The 16,721-nt window shown below is 58.5% G+C and carries 20 protein-coding genes; 11 read left to right on the forward strand and 9 right to left on the reverse strand.

From position 1 onward, the window contains the following. The first annotated feature begins 46 nt into the window (after nt 1–46). Nucleotides 47–826, forward strand: coding sequence for an exodeoxyribonuclease III (gene xth / locus AC2FIS_RS15470; RefSeq protein WP_496774214.1), 780 nt, complete (start codon nt 47–49; stop codon nt 824–826). Nucleotides 827–830: 4 nt separating this feature from the next. On the opposite strand, the gene AC2FIS_RS15475 is transcribed toward xth, so the two are convergent. After that, nucleotides 831–1,982 (reverse strand): FAD-dependent monooxygenase, encoded by a 1,152-nt coding sequence (locus AC2FIS_RS15475; protein ID WP_496774215.1) that lies wholly within the window; start codon nt 1,980–1,982, stop codon nt 831–833. Nucleotides 1,983–2,052: 70 nt separating this feature from the next. Beyond that, nucleotides 2,053–2,475: an RNA polymerase-binding protein DksA gene (gene dksA, locus AC2FIS_RS15480; protein WP_058274529.1), complete on the reverse strand. Its 423-nt coding sequence runs from the start codon at nt 2,473–2,475 to the stop codon at nt 2,053–2,055. A gap of 372 nt (nt 2,476–2,847) precedes the next feature. Between dksA and AC2FIS_RS15485 the strand changes: the two genes are divergently transcribed. From AC2FIS_RS15485 to AC2FIS_RS15505, 5 genes are all read left to right on the forward strand, one after another. Then, nucleotides 2,848–3,693 (forward strand): AAA family ATPase, encoded by an 846-nt coding sequence (locus AC2FIS_RS15485; RefSeq protein WP_109311345.1) that lies wholly within the window; start codon nt 2,848–2,850, stop codon nt 3,691–3,693. 116 nt (nt 3,694–3,809) lie between these two features. Then, nucleotides 3,810–4,259: a GNAT family N-acetyltransferase gene (locus AC2FIS_RS15490; protein ID WP_496774216.1), complete on the forward strand. Its 450-nt coding sequence runs from the start codon at nt 3,810–3,812 to the stop codon at nt 4,257–4,259. Continuing rightward, nucleotides 4,256–5,623 carry a DUF2927 domain-containing protein gene (locus AC2FIS_RS15495; RefSeq protein WP_496774217.1) on the forward strand — a complete coding sequence of 456 codons (1,368 nt, stop codon included), beginning with the start codon at nt 4,256–4,258 and terminating at the stop codon, nt 5,621–5,623. Before AC2FIS_RS15490 ends, AC2FIS_RS15495 begins: the two co-directional genes overlap by 4 nt. A 3-nt stretch (nt 5,624–5,626) precedes the next feature. Then, nucleotides 5,627–5,797, forward strand: coding sequence for a hypothetical protein (locus AC2FIS_RS15500; protein ID WP_186437468.1), 171 nt, complete (start codon nt 5,627–5,629; stop codon nt 5,795–5,797). 3 nt (nt 5,798–5,800) lie between these two features. Beyond that, a complete protein-coding gene (locus AC2FIS_RS15505; protein ID WP_496774219.1) occupies nt 5,801–6,985 on the forward strand; it encodes a vWA domain-containing protein in 1,185 nt (394 codons plus the stop codon). A 3-nt stretch (nt 6,986–6,988) separates the two neighbouring features. Here the strand turns inward: AC2FIS_RS15505 and trhA are convergent, their stop codons facing one another. Continuing rightward, entirely contained in the window at nt 6,989–7,657 is a 669-nt protein-coding gene (gene trhA / locus AC2FIS_RS15510; RefSeq protein WP_282120511.1) for a PAQR family membrane homeostasis protein TrhA, read from the reverse strand. 220 nt (nt 7,658–7,877) lie between these two features. Here trhA and AC2FIS_RS15515 point away from each other — a divergent pair, with 220 nt between their 5' ends. Next, nucleotides 7,878–8,564: a M48 family metallopeptidase gene (locus AC2FIS_RS15515; RefSeq protein ID WP_282120510.1), complete on the forward strand. Its 687-nt coding sequence runs from the start codon at nt 7,878–7,880 to the stop codon at nt 8,562–8,564. Between the two features lie 71 nt (nt 8,565–8,635). On the opposite strand, the gene AC2FIS_RS15520 is transcribed toward AC2FIS_RS15515, so the two are convergent. From AC2FIS_RS15520 to AC2FIS_RS15540, 5 genes are read right to left on the reverse strand one after another with little or no spacing between them, the layout of a single operon-like run. Continuing rightward, nucleotides 8,636–9,178 carry an RSP_2648 family PIN domain-containing protein gene (locus AC2FIS_RS15520; RefSeq protein ID WP_496774220.1) on the reverse strand — a complete coding sequence of 181 codons (543 nt, stop codon included), beginning with the start codon at nt 9,176–9,178 and terminating at the stop codon, nt 8,636–8,638. Then, the gene (locus AC2FIS_RS15525) at nt 9,175–10,377 is read right to left on the reverse strand and encodes an RSP_2647 family RNA methyltransferase (RefSeq protein ID WP_496774221.1); all 1,203 of its coding nucleotides are present in this window, start codon (nt 10,375–10,377) and stop codon (nt 9,175–9,177) included. Before AC2FIS_RS15525 ends, AC2FIS_RS15520 begins: the two co-directional genes overlap by 4 nt. A 38-nt stretch (nt 10,378–10,415) precedes the next feature. Continuing rightward, nucleotides 10,416–10,688, reverse strand: coding sequence for a hypothetical protein (locus AC2FIS_RS15530; protein WP_108859046.1), 273 nt, complete (start codon nt 10,686–10,688; stop codon nt 10,416–10,418). Then, nucleotides 10,675–13,464, reverse strand: coding sequence for a [protein-PII] uridylyltransferase family protein (locus AC2FIS_RS15535; protein WP_496774222.1), 2,790 nt, complete (start codon nt 13,462–13,464; stop codon nt 10,675–10,677). Before AC2FIS_RS15535 ends, AC2FIS_RS15530 begins: the two co-directional genes overlap by 14 nt. Next, the gene (locus AC2FIS_RS15540; RefSeq protein ID WP_496774224.1) at nt 13,461–13,850 is read right to left on the reverse strand and encodes a DUF4440 domain-containing protein; all 390 of its coding nucleotides are present in this window, start codon (nt 13,848–13,850) and stop codon (nt 13,461–13,463) included. The genes AC2FIS_RS15535 and AC2FIS_RS15540 overlap by 4 nt, the downstream gene beginning before the upstream one ends. A gap of 147 nt (nt 13,851–13,997) precedes the next feature. Between AC2FIS_RS15540 and AC2FIS_RS15545 the strand changes: the two genes are divergently transcribed. The 4 genes from AC2FIS_RS15545 to AC2FIS_RS15560 all read left to right on the forward strand — a co-directional run bounded on the left by AC2FIS_RS15545 (nt 13,998) and on the right by AC2FIS_RS15560 (nt 16,215). After that, entirely contained in the window at nt 13,998–14,420 is a 423-nt protein-coding gene (locus AC2FIS_RS15545; protein ID WP_496735786.1) for a DUF2852 domain-containing protein, read from the forward strand. Between the two features lie 65 nt (nt 14,421–14,485). Then, entirely contained in the window at nt 14,486–14,917 is a 432-nt protein-coding gene (locus tag AC2FIS_RS15550) for an RDD family protein (protein WP_058274521.1), read from the forward strand. A 77-nt stretch (nt 14,918–14,994) separates the two neighbouring features. Beyond that, nucleotides 14,995–15,819, forward strand: coding sequence for an arginyltransferase (locus tag AC2FIS_RS15555; RefSeq protein ID WP_109311356.1), 825 nt, complete (start codon nt 14,995–14,997; stop codon nt 15,817–15,819). A 6-nt stretch (nt 15,820–15,825) separates the two neighbouring features. Beyond that, a complete protein-coding gene (locus AC2FIS_RS15560) occupies nt 15,826–16,215 on the forward strand; it encodes a VOC family protein (RefSeq protein ID WP_496774225.1) in 390 nt (129 codons plus the stop codon). Between the two features lie 4 nt (nt 16,216–16,219). On the opposite strand, the gene AC2FIS_RS15565 is transcribed toward AC2FIS_RS15560, so the two are convergent. Continuing rightward, complete coding sequence (locus AC2FIS_RS15565; protein WP_496774227.1) at nt 16,220–16,669, reverse strand: DUF6404 family protein; 450 nt, start codon at nt 16,667–16,669, stop codon at nt 16,220–16,222. Nucleotides 16,670–16,721 lie beyond the last annotated feature (52 nt).

Consider the following 16,721-nt stretch of genomic DNA (forward strand, 5'->3'; position numbering starts at 1 on the left):
CGCGGTTGAGGGATAGATCAACCGGCAGCCAGCCGGAGGATCGCGCATGAAAATCGCCACGTTCAACATCAACGGCATCAAAGCGCGAGCCGAAGCCCTGCCCCGTTGGCTGGATGACGCGCAGCCGGACGTCGTTTTGCTGCAAGAGATCAAGTCGATCGACGAGAATTTTCCCCGCGAGCTGTTTGAAGAGCGCGGTTACAACGTCGAAACCCACGGGCAAAAGAGCTTCAACGGCGTGGCGATCCTGTCCAAGCTGACACTTGAAGATGTGACTCGGGGCCTTCCTGGTGACGACGAGGACGAACAGGCCCGTTGGATTGAGGCGACCGTCATTGGCAAAAAAGCCCTTCGGATCTGCGGTCTGTACCTGCCGAACGGTAACCCGGTGCCGGGTCCGAAATACGAATACAAGATGTCCTGGATGGAGCGGCTATATGACCGCGCGCGCGATTTGCTGGCGAGCGAAGAGCCCGCGCTGATGGCAGGCGATTACAACATCATCCCGCAGGCCGAAGACGCCAAACGTCCAGATGCGTGGCGCGAGGACGCTTTGTTCCGGCCGGAGAGCCGCGCCGCGTTTCGCAAAATCCTGAATCTGGGGTTCACGGAAGCGTTCCGCGCCGTCACCCAAGGTCCTGAGCATTATTCGTTCTGGGACTACCAAGCCGGTGCCTGGAACCGCAATGACGGGATCCGTATCGACCATTTCCTGCTTACGCCGCAGGCCGCCGATCTGTTGCGCGATTGCAGGATTGATGCCGAGATACGCGGGCATGAAAAGCCCTCGGACCATGTCCCGGTCTGGGTCGACTTGGACCTGTGAAACCTCAGGCCGTCGCGTCGTAGCTGTAAATCCAGTCGTATTTCCGGGACAACCGTGGCCCGACCGCCATCAGAGCAGCCTGTGCGGCCAGCCGCATCGGGCCACGCAGGTGGAAATTTCGGGCGTTGGCACCGGCCGCAGAAACCACCCGCTGCGCCCTTCGGTGACGGCGGGTTTCATAAGTGGACAGCGCCTGCTCTATCCCGGATTGGTCATCAAAAGATCGGGCCAGGACCCACGCATCTTCAAGCGCAAGACAGGCACCCTGCGCCATAAATGGGAGTGTCGGGTGAGCCGCATCCCCTAACAATGCAATGCGCCCGTTCTGCCAGCGTTCTGCGACGGGTCGCAGAAACAACGCCCAGATGTGGGGTTCCTGTACCTGCCCCAGAATTTCCCCGACCACGCCGCCAAAGTCGGAAAATCGAGCGCGCAGTTCCTCGGGGTCGCCGCGTCGGCGCCAGCCTTCTTCCTGCCAATCGGATCGTTCCTCGATCGCGACAACGTTCATCAAAGTGTGATCGCGCAGAGGATACGTGACAACATGCCGGCCCGGCCCCATCGTCAGAACGGCGCGCGGTTTGGGATCGCGACGCGCCCAAGGAATCGTCGCCCGCCAGGCCACCTGATGGGTGAATTTCGGTACTTCGGGCCCGTTCAGGTCTGCCCGGATCGTGCTTCGCCCACCGTCGGCGGCAATCGCACAATCAACGCGCAGGTTTGTACCATCTTCCAGAACAATCTCGGCTTCGGAGGGATGTTTGCACACCTGCGCAACTCGTGCGCCCAGTCGAAACTCGACACCGTCCCGAAGCGCTGCTTTGTGCAACAATCCCAGCAGGTCAGCACGATGGTAGTAATAGGTAGGTCCAGCGGCTGGTGCCGGTATCTCACTGACAGACCGCCCTGCCCGATAATCGCGCAGCACCGTCCCGTGGGACCGCTGGCCCGCCTCGGGTGTTTCACCGACAACGTTTAGGGCACGCAGCACAACCATTCCGTTGGCGCTGATCTGCAAGCCGGCGCCGACCTCGGTCAATTCAGCTGCCTGCTCAAAAACCACGACCTGAGCGCTGCGTTGCCGCAACGCCAGAGCGGCGGCGATCCCACCGATACCACCGCCGATGATGCCAAATTTCAGACCGTTGATATTCATATCACTGGCTTAAAGCAAAAACGCCGGAGCAAAAGACCCCGGCGTTTGAGAATTCTGATTTTTCCAGCGATCAATCGTCGCGGTGGACCTTTTCGCGGCGCTCGTGGCGTTCCTGCGCCTCAAGCGTCATGGTCGCAATCGGGCGCGCATCCAGACGCTTCAGCGAAATCGGGTCGCCCGTCTTCTCGCAATATCCGTATTCGCCTTCGTCGATCCGGCGCAGGGCCGAGTCAATCTTGGCCACCAGCTTGCGCTGGCGATCACGTGTCCGCAGTTCCAGCGCACGGTCAGTTTCCTCGCTTGCGCGGTCTGCGACGTCCGGAATGTTGCGAGTGTTGTCCTGCAGCCCTTCGATCGTATCGCGGCTGCCTGCCAAAAGTTCGGTTTTCCAATCCAGCAGCTTACGACGAAAATACTCTAACTGCTTGTCGTTCATGAATGGTTCGTCTTCGGCTGGACGATAATCCTCTGGCAGAAATACTTCCTGCTTCATTTTTGCTCCCTCGGTGTGGCCTGCAACGCCGGTCACCTTTGCTTCACCTGACATGCGGCAATCCCCTTCTGCGGAGCGTTTATCCGACAGCGGGGGGAATGTCACTATGGAAACTTAGCCCGGCTGCGTGCTGTTTCAGGTCGTCTAAATATGAGACTTAAAACAACAAATCCTTGTTTTTCTGTGAAAATTGGCAGGCTTTTTTGGGGCGCTCTCAAAATAGTCGCGCCCTATGTTAGCGCCCGAATCAACCAAAGGCATTGGAGTCGCACATCAATTTCGCCCCGCGCGACGTAGCGACCAGTCTTGTCAAATTTTTCACCCCGCTATAACCCCAAAGACACATGCCGCGCGATATTGAATGAGGGGCCCATGACCGCACGTTTCCAAGGTACAGCCGAATATGTTGCCACCGATGACCTGACAATTGCGGTGAATGCCGCCGTTACGCTGGAACGTCCCCTGCTGGTCAAGGGTGAACCCGGAACCGGCAAGACTGAACTGGCCAGACAGGTAGCAGGCGCGCTGGGGCTGAAGATGATTGAGTGGAACGTGAAATCCACCACCCGCGCGCAGCAAGGCCTGTACGAATATGACGCGGTCAGCCGCCTGCGCGACAGCCAGTTGGGCGACGAGCGCGTGCATGACGTATCGAACTATATTCGCAAGGGCAAACTGTGGCAGGCCTTTGAGACCGATGAAAAGGTCGTGCTGCTGATCGATGAGATCGACAAGGCCGATATCGAATTTCCCAATGATCTGCTGCAAGAGCTCGATAAGATGGAGTTCCACGTCTACGAAACCGGGGACACCATCAAAGCCAAAAACCGCCCCATCGTGATCATCACCTCGAACAACGAAAAGGAACTGCCCGACGCGTTCCTGCGGCGCTGTTTCTTCCACTACATTCGCTTCCCGGATGAGGCGACCATGCGCCGTATCGTCGACGTGCACCACCCGGGCATCAAGGATGCATTGCTGACCACAGCGCTGACCCAGTTTTACGAAATCCGTGAAACGCAGGGGTTGAAGAAAAAACCGTCGACCTCGGAAGTGTTGGACTGGCTCAAGCTGTTGCTGGCCGAAGACCTGACCGCCGAGGACCTCAAACGCGACGGGGCCAATGCGTTGCCCAAGTTGCACGGCGCGCTGCTGAAAAACGAACAGGATGTTCACCTATTTGAACGCCTCGCCTTCATGGCGCGCAGCAAACGCTGAGAATATTGAACACTTGGTGATCCCCGCTTGCCATGCGGGGGGCCGGGTGTCAGCATTGGTTAAAAGGCCGTCCGGCGTTGTCGGGCATTCCGACCTGACGACATAGGAGCCATTGCTTGTCTGACGCCCTCAATATCCGAGCGTTGCAGCCCGAGGACCGCGCCGAATGGGCCGGAATGTGGCGCGACTATCTGGCGTTTTATGAAACGACCGTGCCAGAGCAGACATATGACCGCACCTTCGCACGGCTGCTTGGGGATGATCCCAATGATTTTTCCTGTTTCGTGGCCGAAGCGGATAGTCATCTTGTTGGCCTGACCCACTACCTATTTCACCGCCATGCGTGGAAAGAGGAAAGCGTTTGCTATCTGCAAGACCTGTTCGCCCGGCCTGAGGCGCGCGGAACCGGTGTTGGCCGCGCGTTGATACAAGCAGTGTATGATGAGGCCGACCGGCGAGGCGCGCCTTCTGTCTATTGGCTGACGCAAGAGTTCAATCACACAGCGCGCAAGCTCTATGATCGGATTGGCAAGCAAACGCCCTTTATCCGGTATCAGCGTCCATGATCAGGGTCGCTGCGGTCCTGTTTGGCTTTGCCGTTGCCGGATGCACCGCGGTCACCACCCCTGAACCGCCAACACGCGTTAAGGCGATCGAGGCAAACCTGCCGCCCGCCAAAGCGTTCACGTCAACCCGACCAAGACCACCCGCTAGGTCGAACGCTAATATTGCGTCCGATTTCCTTTCCCTGCACTTCGCGCTCGAAGGCGGCGCCACCTTGCCCGTATTCACCCGGTTCGAGGGCCCCGTCACCGTTCGGCTTACTGGATCACCCACACCGTCAATGCAGCGCGATCTGACCCGGTTGTTGACGCGCCTGCAACGCGAGGCCGGGATCGACATTCGCCAGACGACTGATGGCCAGGCCAACATAACAATCGAGGCCGTCAGCCAGGAGCAGATCCAGCGCATCCTGCCCCAAGCCGCCTGTTTCGTGGTTCCCAACGCCTCAAGCTTTGAGGAATACCGACAGGACCGACGCAAACGGAAAAGCAGTTGGACCGCGCTGCGCAGCCGCGAACGGCTGGGCATTTTCATTCCCTATGACGTGAGCCCGCAGGAAAAGCGCGACTGCCTGCACGAGGAACTGGCACAGGCTCTGGGGCCGCTGAATGACCTGTATCACCTGCCGGATTCGGTGTTCAACGACGACAACATCCACACCATTCTGACCGGTTTTGACATGCTGATCCTGCGCACGGCTTATTCGCCCCAATTGCGCAGCGGCATGACACGCGAACAAGTCCAGGTCGTCCTGCCCGGCGTCCTTAGCCGGCTGAACCCGCGCGGCGACACCTTGCCCGCGCAACCTGTTTCGGACACCCCGCGCGAGTGGATCAACGCCGTCCAAAAGTCGCTTGGATCAAGGCCAAGCACACGCAACCGGGTGAAAGCCGCGGAAAGAGCGGTTCAGATCGGGCAGGAACAGGGCTGGACCGACCATCGGCGGGCATATCCGCATTATATTCTTGGCCGAATGGCGCAATTCGACAATCCGCAAGAAGCGATCCGACACTACGAAATTGCCATGCAATTTCTGCGCTCAGCACCGGGAACAGAAATCCATCAGGCTTATGTGACCACGCAAACCGCAGCCTTCGCGCTTTCGCAGGGAAAAGGACCAGAGATCCTGCCCGAATTGGACAAGGCTATTGCTGTCATGTCGCGGGCCGAAAACGCCTCTCAATTGGCAACTCTGTTACTGTTGAAATCCGAAGCGCTCAATCAGGCCGGACGTCCGAAACAGGCACGTACCGTCAGACTGGACAGTCTGGCATGGGCGCGATACGGCTTTGGCTCGAAAGTCGTGGTCCGGTCGCTGATGCAGGAAGTTGCCGAAGGTCCGTCCACCAACAACAGAGGCGGATAACGCATGGTCGTAGTTTTGGGAATGGCGTTATTGGGGGCGATCCTTGGCGCGATGAAGGCTCGCAAACGCAATGGCAGCGGCGCGGATATTGCCCAATATGCGGCCGGTTACGGCATCGCATTTGCCATTGTAGGTCTGGTGCTTTCCCTGATCCTGGTTCGTTTGGTGGGTTAACACATGTTTCTGCCCTTTTTCGAAAACCTCCGCAAAGCTGGCATTCCCGTATCACTGCGCGAGTATCTGACTTTTCTGGAAGGCATGAAAAAGGGTCTGGCGACCTATGATGTCGAGGCGTTCTATTACCTCGCTCGCGTGTCGATGGTGAAGGACGAGCGCAATATCGACAAGTTCGATCAAGCTTTTGCCGCCAGCTTCAAAGGTCTGGAAGAGATCAGCTTTGATCAGGTACTCGAAGCTGTCGATATCCCCGCCGAATGGCTGGCCAAAATGGCCGAGAAACACCTGTCGGACGAAGAAAAAGCCGAGATTGAGGCTATGGGCGGCTTTGAAAAACTGATGGAGACGTTGCGTGAGCGTCTCAAGGATCAGGAAGGCCGCCACCAGGGTGGCAACAAATGGATCGGCACCGCAGGGACCTCGCCATTCGGTGCCTATGGATATAACCCTGAGGGCGTGCGCATCGGCCAGAAGGAAAGCCGTCATCAGCGCGCCGTAAAAGTGTGGGACAAGCGCGAATTCAAGAACCTGGACGACACGGTTGAACTGGGCACCCGCAATATCAAGGTCGCGCTGAAACGCCTGCGCCGTTGGGCCCGCGAAGGTGCGGCTGAGGAACTGGATCTTGACGGCACCATCCGCGCCACCGCCGAACATGGCTATCTCGACGTCAAAACCCGCCCCGAGCGTCACAACGCAGTCAAAGTGCTGTTGTTCCTGGATGTGGGCGGCTCGATGGATCCACATATCAAAGTTGTCGAAGAGCTATTTTCCGCTGCAAGAACCGAGTTCAAACATCTGGAATATTACTACTTTCACAACTGCCTGTATGAAGGCGTCTGGCGTGACAATCACCGCCGATGGGATCAACAGACCCCGACCCACGAAGTACTGCGCACCTATGGTTCAGACTACAAGTGCATCTTCGTCGGCGACGCCTCGATGAGCCCTTATGAGATCGCCTATCCCGGCGGCGCGAACGAACATTGGAACAAAGAAGCCGGTCAGGTCTGGCTACAACGTGCGCGCGAGCAGTGGACATCAAATCTGTGGATCAATCCGGTGCCGGAAAAGTACTGGGAATACACCCATTCCATTGGCATGATCCGCGAGGTTTTCGAGGACCGCATGGTGCCGATGACGCTGGCCGGTTTGGAACAGGGGATTCGGGAACTAACCCGCTGACCGTCAGATCTGCAGGACCGGCGCCCAGGCAATGCGGAACGAAACCGCAAGGAAAAACAACACGCTGCCTGTCAGAACGAAGACATGCCAGATCGTGTTGTGGAACGGCAACCAATCCAGAAGATAAAAGGCGATGCCCGCGGTATAGACGATGCCTCCGGTGATCATCAGCGCCACAACTGGTTGCGACAAGTCGGCGAGTAGTGATTGACCCGCCCAAACGGACGCCCATCCCATCAACACATACAGCGCCAAACCAAACCAACGGAACCGGTGCGGGTCGATCATTTTCAGGATTGATCCAAGGGTCGCAGATGACCAAAGACCGATCATGAGCCCAGTCATTGGGGCACCGGAAAGCAAGATGAATGGTGTGTAAGTACCAGCAATCTTGACATAAATCCCCGAGTGATCGAGGCGGCGTAGCAGCTCACTCCATCGATCAGATTGCACCATGTTGTACAAAGCCGAAAACGACAGCATCAGGATGAGCGTGAAGCCGTAGACCGAGACCCCAAGAACAGCAGCAGGCTCGGTTCGGTATAGCGCGGTCAACGCGATCAGCGCCGGAACGGCAACGATAGCCGCAGTGACGCCAAGGACATGAACAACGCCATCACTGACACGTTCAGCCCTGCTATAGGCCGGGCGGATATCGGCAAATGACCACATAATTTCAAAGTTATGGCGCAACCTGCCCTGCGACAAGTCAGGCAGCCGCGGTATTTCACCTGTTCACCTCAGTTTGATTGCCCTCAAGCGGGTTACCGGCGGCGATTTTCTTTTGCGCAGTGGGCCGTTGGAAGCAATGGACAACAATCTTGTTATTTAACGCGGAGTTTATGACACTGGGCCAGTTGCCTAATCCCCTGCCCGAAACCATATTTGTACCATGCTACGTCTTACCCCGATCCTGCTGGCGATCGCCTACGCCATTGTGATGTACCGAATTTCCGTCTGGCGCACCCATAAGGATTTGGATGCAAAGTCGACTGAACTGGCCGACCCTGCCCTGAAACGCATGACCGACCGGCTGGCTGCAGCGTTAGAGATCGACCGGGTGCCGGTCTACATCTACGAGATTGACCCCGTGAACGGTCTGGCGGCACCCGACGGTCGGATTTTCATCACGCGTGGATTCTACCGCAAATTTCGCAGTGGCGAGGTATCCGCCGAGGAAATGGCAAGCGTCATCGCGCATGAATTGGGTCACGTGGCGCTGGGGCATGCGCGCCGCCGGATGATCGACTTTTCCGGGCAGAATGCGCTGCGGGCCGCTTTGATGATGCTGCTGAACCGCTTTATCCCGTTTATCGGCGCGTGGATTGCCAATATGCTAACACACCTGCTGGCGTCGCGCCTGTCGCGCAGTGATGAGTATGAAGCTGATGAGTATGCCGCCGCTTTGCTGACCAAAGCCGGGATCGGAATCGGGCCGCAGAAGTCGTTGTTTCACAAGCTGGAAGACCTGACGCAGCAGCGTGCTGGCGTTGTGCCCGCCTGGTTGATGAGCCATCCAAAAACAGACGAACGGATCGCTGCTCTGGAGGCATTAGAGCAGCGTTGGAACCGTGGCTGATCTAACGGCGGCGAGAGGCCAGCCTATCGTGCTCTCTGAGATATTTTTAGCCAGATGAAACTGGATCCCGGTTACGCGGCGAGCGCTTTGCCCAGACGTGGGAGACGGGCTTTTTTCATCAGCGGGCGCAGAGTCCATTGGTCGCCCGACAGGCGGTTGGCCTCGGCCAGGACACGGTTGGCTGTGTCGCTTATGCCGTCGGGATTGGATTGCCAGAAGCCGTGCAGCAGACTGTCCGGATCGCGGCGATCCAGTCCTTCTTCGGACAGGATATTTCGGGGAAAGTCCTTGGCGTTGACAGTAACGATCACGTCCGCCGAGGATGCAACAGCCGTCGCCAGAACATGGATATCCGCGCTGTCCGGCAGCCAGAGTCGTTGTTCGACATTGGCTGCCGTGGGAAACTGGGCCTTGGGCCAATTGGCTTGCGCCATTGCGATTTCGGCGCGGGCCTGAGCCTCGCCTGTTGGGCCCAGCTTACGGGCCGCGCGGGCCCATTCCTCAAGGATGCGCGCCGACCAAACGGGGGTGAAATGACCTAGTTTGGCAGCGCCGAGCAGCATCTCTCGCATCACCGTAGGGTAGATGACGCAGGTATCCAGAACTGCTTTCACAGCCGGTAGAACACAGCTTTGAGATAGCCGCTTTCAGCCAGTTGCGGCAGTTGTGGATGGTCGGGCCCGGCAAAGCCTGTATGAATCAGTTGCGCCTGTCGCCCTGCCCGACCAATCCCACGAGACGACGCGTCGCGGAACCGACCCAGATCAGCCGCGTGTGAACACGAGCACAGGCCCAGATAGCCGCCGGGTTTGACCAAAGCTGCTGCCAAGCGGGACACACGTTCATAGGCGCGCAGGCCCGCGTCCAGCGCTTGTCTCGAAGGGGCAAAGGCGGGCGGATCGCAGATGACGACGTCGAATTGCGCACCTTCTTCGCCTAACTGGGTCAGGACCTCGAAGGCGTCGCCTTGGCGGGTTTGGAACGTGTCAGCAAAACCAGAGGCCTCGGCCCCTTTGGTCGCGAGATCCAGCGCCGCTGCAGATCCATCTACGGACAGCGCCTGCCCCGCGCCACCGGCCAGCATGGCCAGTCCGAAGCCACCCACGTGGCTGAAGACGTCCAATACCCGCGCGCCGGGCTGCACCAGTCGCTTGGCGAAGGCATGGTTGGGCCGTTGGTCGTAGAACAGCCCGGTTTTTTGGCCGCCTGTCAGGTCGGCCATATACGTGGCGCCGTTCATCGGCACCGGCAGCGGCGCATCGGGGGCGGTGCCACGCAGGGTGAGGTTTACATCATCCAGGCCTTCCAGCCCTCGGGTCCGGCCCGAGGCGTTTTTGAGCACGGTTGTCGCGCCGGTGACAGCGACCAGAGCCTCGGTCAGAGTTTCCAGATGCGCCTCGGCCCACGCGGCATTGGGCTGGATCACACAGGCATCGCCGAACCGGTCGATAATGACGCCGGGAAAGCCGTCCGCTTCGGCGTGGATCAGGCGATAATAGGGTGCGTCGAACAGGCGTTCGCGCATCTCAAGCGCGCGGCGCAGGCGGGTTTCGAACCACGCGGCGTCCAGTTGCACGTCCAGATCGCGGTCCAGAACGCGGCACATGATTTTGGAGTCAGGATTCACCGCAACCAGTGCAATGGGCGCGCGTTTGTCATCCTCAAGCACCGCCAGTGCCCCTGCCGGAATCTTGCGTGTTCGACGGTCCGTCACGATGTCATTGGCGTATACCCAAGGAAAACCGTGGCGCAGGCCACGTGCGTTGGCTTTGGGTTTCAGGCGGATACGGGGGTGATCGGCAGTTTGGGTCATGACGCCCTCATAGTCGCGAACGTCCCGGGGGAAAAGCCCTAGCGGTCGCGAGACCGCCAACCGCCCCGCCGCTTGGGGGTTTTGGCTGATTGCAACCCCTCAGCCAGCACCTGCGTCATCGGGTGATCGGCATCCTGCTGGGAATAGGCGGCATGCAGGTCGATCAGCGCCTGGGATTGGTCCCGTTCAGCCGGCAGGCTGAGCGCCCAGTCCAGAAAGATGCTGCGGCATTCAGGCAATGTGATGCCTTCGATCCGATACGCCTCGCGGATCAACCCCTTGTGATCATTTGGATCTTTACTCTGCGCCATCATCTTCGTCCCTGATCACGCCGCCTATGATCCCGGCGGCCGTGCTGTAGTTGTCTTGCAGCGCGCTTTGCAGCTGTTCAACCTGTTCAAATCCAGTCGCACGGCACAGGAAAGCAGATCCGCCTTCGCCGACCTTGTCAGCTTCGATGACCTTGCCGGACAACAAACGCGCCGCACATTGCACGGACCAGCATAGGTCGTAGCAGTCCTTCAAGGTTTGCGCCTGAGCGACGTCCAGCAAACCAGCAGCGACGGCGCCGTCCAAACCAGAATGCACATCGCGCTGTACGACGCCTGACAACAGCGCCCCGGTTTCGGCCATCAGCTCGATATCCATCATCCGGCCGGGGCCGTTTTTGGCGTCCCAGATCCCCGCTGGTGATTTGGCAGCGGCCAAGCGGGCGCGCATCTCGGCCACTTCGCGCAAGGCCTTGTGCTGGTCACGCGGTTGCGACAGCAAGCCTGTGCGGAACGCCTCGATGTCTTCGGCCAGACCTTCGTTTCCGGCGATCACGCGGGCCCGCGTCAGGGCGAGGTGTTCCCAAACCCAGGCCTCGTTCTGCTGATAGTTGGTAAAGCTGGCCCAACTTGTCGCCACCGGCCCCTGATTGCCCGACGGGCGCAGGCGCATATCAACCTCATACAGCCGCCCTTGCGACATCGGCGCTGATAGGGCCGTGATCAGCGCCTGCGTAAACCGTGCGTAATAAGTGCGAGTGGCCAGTGGGCGTGGCCCCTCGGACATATCCTGATCCAGCGGGTCATAGATCACGATCATATCCAGATCGGACTGCGAGTTGATCCGCCCCGCCCCAAGTGACCCCATGCCCAGCACGGTCGCACCGCGCCCCGGGGCCGGACCGTGTTTACGGGCAAACTGTTCGGACACACGCGGCAGGATCGCAGCGATCACAGCGCTGGCAAGCTGAGCGTATTGCTGCCCCGCCTGTTCACCATCGATCAGTCCGCGCAGGTGATGAACGCCAACGCGGAAGTGCCATTCCTTGCACCAGCGGCGGGCCAGATCGAGCTGGCTTTCGTAATCCGCTTCCTCCGAAAGGGCATGATCCAGATCCGCCTGCAGCGTGGCCTGCCCCGGCCAGTCGCTAAAGAAACTCCCGCCGATCACAGCGTCAAACACCGATGCATTGCGCGACAGATGCGCCGCCAGCGCGTGGGATGTCCCGACAATATCAATCAGCAGGTCGATCAGTTGGGGGTTGGCCTCGAACAGTGAAAACAGTTGAACGCCAGCGGGCAAGCCTGACAGAAAACCATCCAGCGCCCGCAGCGCCTCGTCCGGTTGCGCCGTTTTTGCCAAACGCGATAGCAGCTCGGGCTTGAGACGTTCGAAAATCCGCGCGCCGCGTTGCGATCGCAGTGCGGGATATGTCGTCCAGCGGGCCAGAACGTTCTGGTCAAAATCCACCTCGCCAACTGGCGCGCGCGTCGAGGAACCGGGCGCAAAAAACCCTTCGGTCAGGTCGTGCACTTCGGTCAGCCTGTGGGTCAGGTCACGGGTCAGTTCGTCGACGTCTACTCCCATCAGGCAAGCGACGCGTTCTATCCCGTCCGGCGATTGCGGCACCTTGTGGGTCTGAGCGTCATGGACCATCTGGATACGGTGTTCGACCTCACGATGGGCGCGGTAGTGGTCGGTCAGCTTATCTGCCACGTCCTGCGGGACCCAGCCTTTTTCGGCAAGCGCCGCCAATCCGGGCACCGTGCCGCGCACGCGCAGGTCAGGGTCACGCCCACCGGCAATCAACTGGCGGGTCTGGGTAAAGAACTCGATCTCGCGAATGCCGCCCTGCCCCAGTTTCATGTCATGACCCGGAATGGTCAGAGCACCGCCGGTTCCCTTATTTTCACGTATGCGCAGGCGCATGTCGTGAGCGTCCTGAATCGCGGCGAAGTCCAGATGTCGCCGCCAGACAAACGGGCGCAGCGTATCCAAAAACCGTTGTCCGGCCGCAATATCGCCTGCGCATGGGCGTGCCTTGATATAAGCCGCGCGCTCCCACGTGCGGCCCAGGCTTTCATAGTACCGCTCGGCCGCCTCAGCCGCCATGCAGACCGGCGTTACCGCTGGGTCCGGGCGCAGGCGCAGATCAGTGCGGAATACATACCCATCCGCCGTCTTGTCGCTGAGCGTGGCGCAGAAATTGCGTGTCGCCCGCACCATGCCTTGCCGCGCTTCGTAGAAGTCATCAGGATCAAACCGGGTCTCATCGAACAGAACGATCAGGTCGATGTCCGAGCTGTAGTTCAACTCGTACGCGCCCATCTTGCCCATCGCCAGGATAATCATCCCCGCGGCGGTTTCAACGTCGTCCGGCCCCATGCCCGGTAGCTTGCCGCGCCGTATCAGATTGGCGATCTCGGCCTTGGCCGCCACATCCGCCGCCAACGCGCCAAAATCCGTAAGCGCCGCGGTCACCTTTTCCAACGGCCACGCGCCCGCCAGATCGGCCAGAGCGGTCAGCAACGCCATCCGTCGCTTGGCCAGTCGCAACCCCGGTTTCAACTGATCCGGCAGTAGCATTTGCGCAGCCTGCAAAACGTCGGCCAGCGCGTCATCGGGGTGTTGTAGCGCTGAGGCCAACCAATCGTTTTCGTGATCGATCAAGTTTTTCAGATAGGGGCTGGACCCCGCTGCTCCTGCGATCAACTCGCCCTGTTCGGATGTAATACCGCTGACCGCCGCGCGCGCATCATCGCCAAGCGACTGATCGAATGCTCTTGGCAGGCGCTGAATGGAAAGAGGCCCGGTCATTTGCCCTCCAGCGGTGTATCCTGGCTGAAACTGTTGACCCAGACGTCATGCCGCCGTTCCCAAAGCGACGAGATTAGCATCGCATCCCAATCCTCGCCCTCGGGTCGCTGATAGTCGGCCCGGTATGACAGCAGAACAATGTCGGACGTCAAAACGCGCAACCGGGTGTCGCTTAGCTCATAGCGCGCCATCGTCGGCGCGTCGGCAAACTGTCCCACATGATCATCCCGGTTCGCAAACCCCGTCGGATAAACCCCAAGGAAATCCGGGCTTAGCAAGGCCCGGTCTGCGGCCGCATTGCCTTCCGCAAGAGCCGTCCAAACCTGCTTTTCCAGGTTCAGAATTTCATCCAGCGTCGGAGGTGTCGTATTTTCAACATGTTGCATAGGCGGAAAGTGCGCCCGTTCCGCAACAAGGTCAACCGTCGCAAAATCCAAAATGTAAATCATTTTTACATCGACCCCTTGCAACCCCCAATTCAGTCCCCATCTAGACAATGTGAACGCAATTTACATCAAACCCGGAGAACCCAAATGACCGCATTGTCCGACCACGCCGTCCCACAAAATCCGGGGTGGCTCTCTCGTGCCGAAGCCTGGATGGATGACAAGGGCAAAGGGGCCTGGATCGCCGCCATGGTCCTTGGTTTCATCTTTTTCTGGCCCGTTGGCCTGGCGCTTCTTGCCTATATGATCTGGAGCAAACGCATGTTCAGCAAATCCTGCAGCCGTCGCAAATCCTGGCACAGCCACATGAGTGCGATGAAGCCATCCGGCAATAGCGCGTTTGACGCCTACAAGTCCGACACCCTGGCCCGGCTCGAGCGCGAACAACAGGAATTTGAATCCTTCCTGCGCCGCCTGCGCGACGCCAAAGACAAGGCCGAGTTTGACCAGTTCATGGACGAACGCGCCAATGAAAACAACGATGAGGCTGAAAACGGCGAACGCGCCTAAGCCGACCTTGCCCTGTCCCGACATTCGGGACAGGGTGTCCTAAATTCTCAGCCGGAAATTAAAATATGACCCACCTGCCCGACCCAGACCGACAGCCAGAATTTTACCAGTCTGTCGCGACCAAGCGTTTTATCGCCTGGCTGTTCGACATCGCCTTTATCTCGCTGTTGTGTACGGTGGCCATCCTGCTGACTTTCGGTCTGGGCTTTTTCGTTCTGGCCTTGATCTATGCCGTCGTCAGTTTCGTCTACCGCGTGATTACCATCGCCAATGGCTCGGCCACACTGGGAATGCGCTTTATGGGGATCGAACTGCGCGATTCATTCGGATCCCGGATGGATTTGGGCAAAGCGGTGGCCCACACGGCCGGTTATTTTGTCAGTATGGCGTTTCCGGTCATTCAGATCATCTCGGTCATCATGATGCTGACCAGCGCACGTGGCCAGGGACTTACTGATGCGTTCCTTGGAACTGTCATGATCAACCAGCGCGCGTAAAAAATTCAACGACGTGAATCACTTGGCGGTTTTAGGATCGGTTGTTATCATCCGGTCCAAGGAAACACGGAACGTTCATGCGACACACGCTGCCAATCGCGCCACAATTCTATGTGACGGCCCCACAGCCTTGCCCTTACCTTGAGGGCAGGATGGAGCGTAAATTGTTCACCGCCCTTCAGGGGGAAGGTGCGGATCAGCTGAATAACTCATTGTCCCAACAAGGGTTTCGCCGATCGCAAAACGTGTTGTACCGCCCGTCCTGCTCTGATTGCGCGGCCTGTCTGTCGGCCAGGATCGACGTTACGGCATTCCGCCCAAGCAAAAGTCAGAAACGCGCGGCCAAACGCAACGCGTACCTGCAACGCAGGGCGAACTCACCCTGGGCCACGGATGAGCAATACGAACTCTTCCGCCGCTACTTGGATACCCGCCACGCGGATGGTGGAATGGCAGATATGGACGTTTTCGAATTCGCCGCGATGATCGAAGAAACTCCGATCCGCAGCCGGGTCGTGGAATATGGCGACCCAAGTACCGGAGATCTGATCGGCGTCAGCCTGACGGATGTCCTGGATGACGGCCTCAGCATGGTCTACTCGTTTTATACTCCGCAGCAACCGCAAAACTCGCTGGGCACGTATATGATCCTCGATCACATCGACATCGCGCGCGAAGCCGGATTGCCATATGTCTACCTTGGATACTGGGTGCCGGGCAGCCCCAAGATGGGCTACAAAGCGCGCTTCTCAGGGCTTGAGGCCTATTACCAAGGCGAATGGATAAGCGTAAACAACCCATCTGAACTGACGGATTCCAGCCGCCACCCTTTGTCCACCGCGCCAATCGCGGAACAGGTTGCCAGCATCCAATTGCCCGACCGCCACCCCACCAAAGGCTGATATCCCATGACCCAAAGTCTTTTCGCCGTCACCCTAGTGGTGCCGGACTACGACGACGCGATCGCCTTCTATACCCAAACACTCAGTTTCACCCTGCTGCAGGATGTTGATCTCGGCGGTGGCAAGCGTTGGGTTCGGGTTGCCCCGCCAGGTCCGGGCGACGCGTCCCTGCTGCTGGCCAAGGCAGATGGCCCAAGCCAGACCGCTGCCGTTGGAAACCAAGCCGGTGGGCGCGTCGGCTTTTTCCTTCAAACGGATGATTTCCAACGTGACCACAACGCAATGGTCACTGCAGGCGTCCATTTCGAAGAAGACCCACGCAATGAGCCCTATGGCACCGTCGCCGTCTGGCGCGACCCGTTCGGCAATCGCTGGGACCTGATCCAGTTCAAATGAGCAATTACAGATCACGCCAGCGTGGCAAGCCTGCCTTTTTCGCACGAACTTTATGGTAAACAGAGAACCCGATCGCTGTAATCACAGTTATCAAGTAGACGCCTTGCCAACCTACCCTGTACAGGCCGGCTACGGGCCCTCGTTTTATTGTCGCCCCAATTTCACTGTACAGCACACCGCCAAATATCAGAAAAACGACGCCGCCACCTATGATCATCAGCCAAAGAAAGCTCATGTAAAAAAACGGTTTCGGTGTAAACCCAAGCTTGAATAGGAACTTATGAAAAGGTGGAAAGGATTCCGCCCGGGAAATTCCTGCTGCGTCGGTTGCTTCAAGTGCGCGTTGTAGTTTTTCGCGCTTATCACTTGCCGGTGGACGCTCAACATGAGGCGCTGATTTATGCTGTTTTTCTTCGAGGCGCCTCAACCGCTCCTGAAAATCGGGTTTGGACAAACGAAATTCCTTTTCTGAAAGCACTTTGCTTTAGGTACACAGGCGCAAGGAG

The sequence above is a fragment of the Ruegeria sp. CDSB113 genome (assembly GCF_059611045.1).

Excerpts from the sequence above, each read along its gene's own strand:
- AC2FIS_RS15530 (WP_108859046.1), bottom strand. The coding sequence starts at position 10,688 with ATGGCGCAGAGTAAAGATCCAAATGATCACAAGGGGTTGATCCGCGAG.
- AC2FIS_RS15550 (WP_058274521.1), top strand. The coding sequence starts at position 14,486 with ATGACCCACCTGCCCGACCCAGACCGACAGCCAGAATTTTACCAGTCT.
- AC2FIS_RS15545 (WP_496735786.1), top strand. The coding sequence starts at position 13,998 with ATGACCGCATTGTCCGACCACGCCGTCCCACAAAATCCGGGGTGGCTC.
- trhA (WP_282120511.1), bottom strand. The coding sequence starts at position 7,657 with ATGTGGTCATTTGCCGATATCCGCCCGGCCTATAGCAGGGCTGAACGT.
- AC2FIS_RS15515 (WP_282120510.1), top strand. The coding sequence starts at position 7,878 with ATGCTACGTCTTACCCCGATCCTGCTGGCGATCGCCTACGCCATTGTG.
- AC2FIS_RS15485 (WP_109311345.1), top strand. The coding sequence starts at position 2,848 with ATGACCGCACGTTTCCAAGGTACAGCCGAATATGTTGCCACCGATGAC.
- AC2FIS_RS15505 (WP_496774219.1), top strand. The coding sequence starts at position 5,801 with ATGTTTCTGCCCTTTTTCGAAAACCTCCGCAAAGCTGGCATTCCCGTA.
- AC2FIS_RS15535 (WP_496774222.1), bottom strand. The coding sequence starts at position 13,464 with ATGACCGGGCCTCTTTCCATTCAGCGCCTGCCAAGAGCATTCGATCAG.
- AC2FIS_RS15475 (WP_496774215.1), bottom strand. The coding sequence starts at position 1,982 with ATGAATATCAACGGTCTGAAATTTGGCATCATCGGCGGTGGTATCGGT.
- xth (WP_496774214.1), top strand. The coding sequence starts at position 47 with ATGAAAATCGCCACGTTCAACATCAACGGCATCAAAGCGCGAGCCGAA.
- AC2FIS_RS15555 (WP_109311356.1), top strand. The coding sequence starts at position 14,995 with ATGCGACACACGCTGCCAATCGCGCCACAATTCTATGTGACGGCCCCA.
- AC2FIS_RS15540 (WP_496774224.1), bottom strand. The coding sequence starts at position 13,850 with ATGCAACATGTTGAAAATACGACACCTCCGACGCTGGATGAAATTCTG.
- AC2FIS_RS15525 (WP_496774221.1), bottom strand. The coding sequence starts at position 10,377 with ATGACCCAAACTGCCGATCACCCCCGTATCCGCCTGAAACCCAAAGCC.
- dksA (WP_058274529.1), bottom strand. The coding sequence starts at position 2,475 with ATGAAGCAGGAAGTATTTCTGCCAGAGGATTATCGTCCAGCCGAAGAC.
- AC2FIS_RS15495 (WP_496774217.1), top strand. The coding sequence starts at position 4,256 with ATGATCAGGGTCGCTGCGGTCCTGTTTGGCTTTGCCGTTGCCGGATGC.
- AC2FIS_RS15500 (WP_186437468.1), top strand. The coding sequence starts at position 5,627 with ATGGTCGTAGTTTTGGGAATGGCGTTATTGGGGGCGATCCTTGGCGCG.
- AC2FIS_RS15560 (WP_496774225.1), top strand. The coding sequence starts at position 15,826 with ATGACCCAAAGTCTTTTCGCCGTCACCCTAGTGGTGCCGGACTACGAC.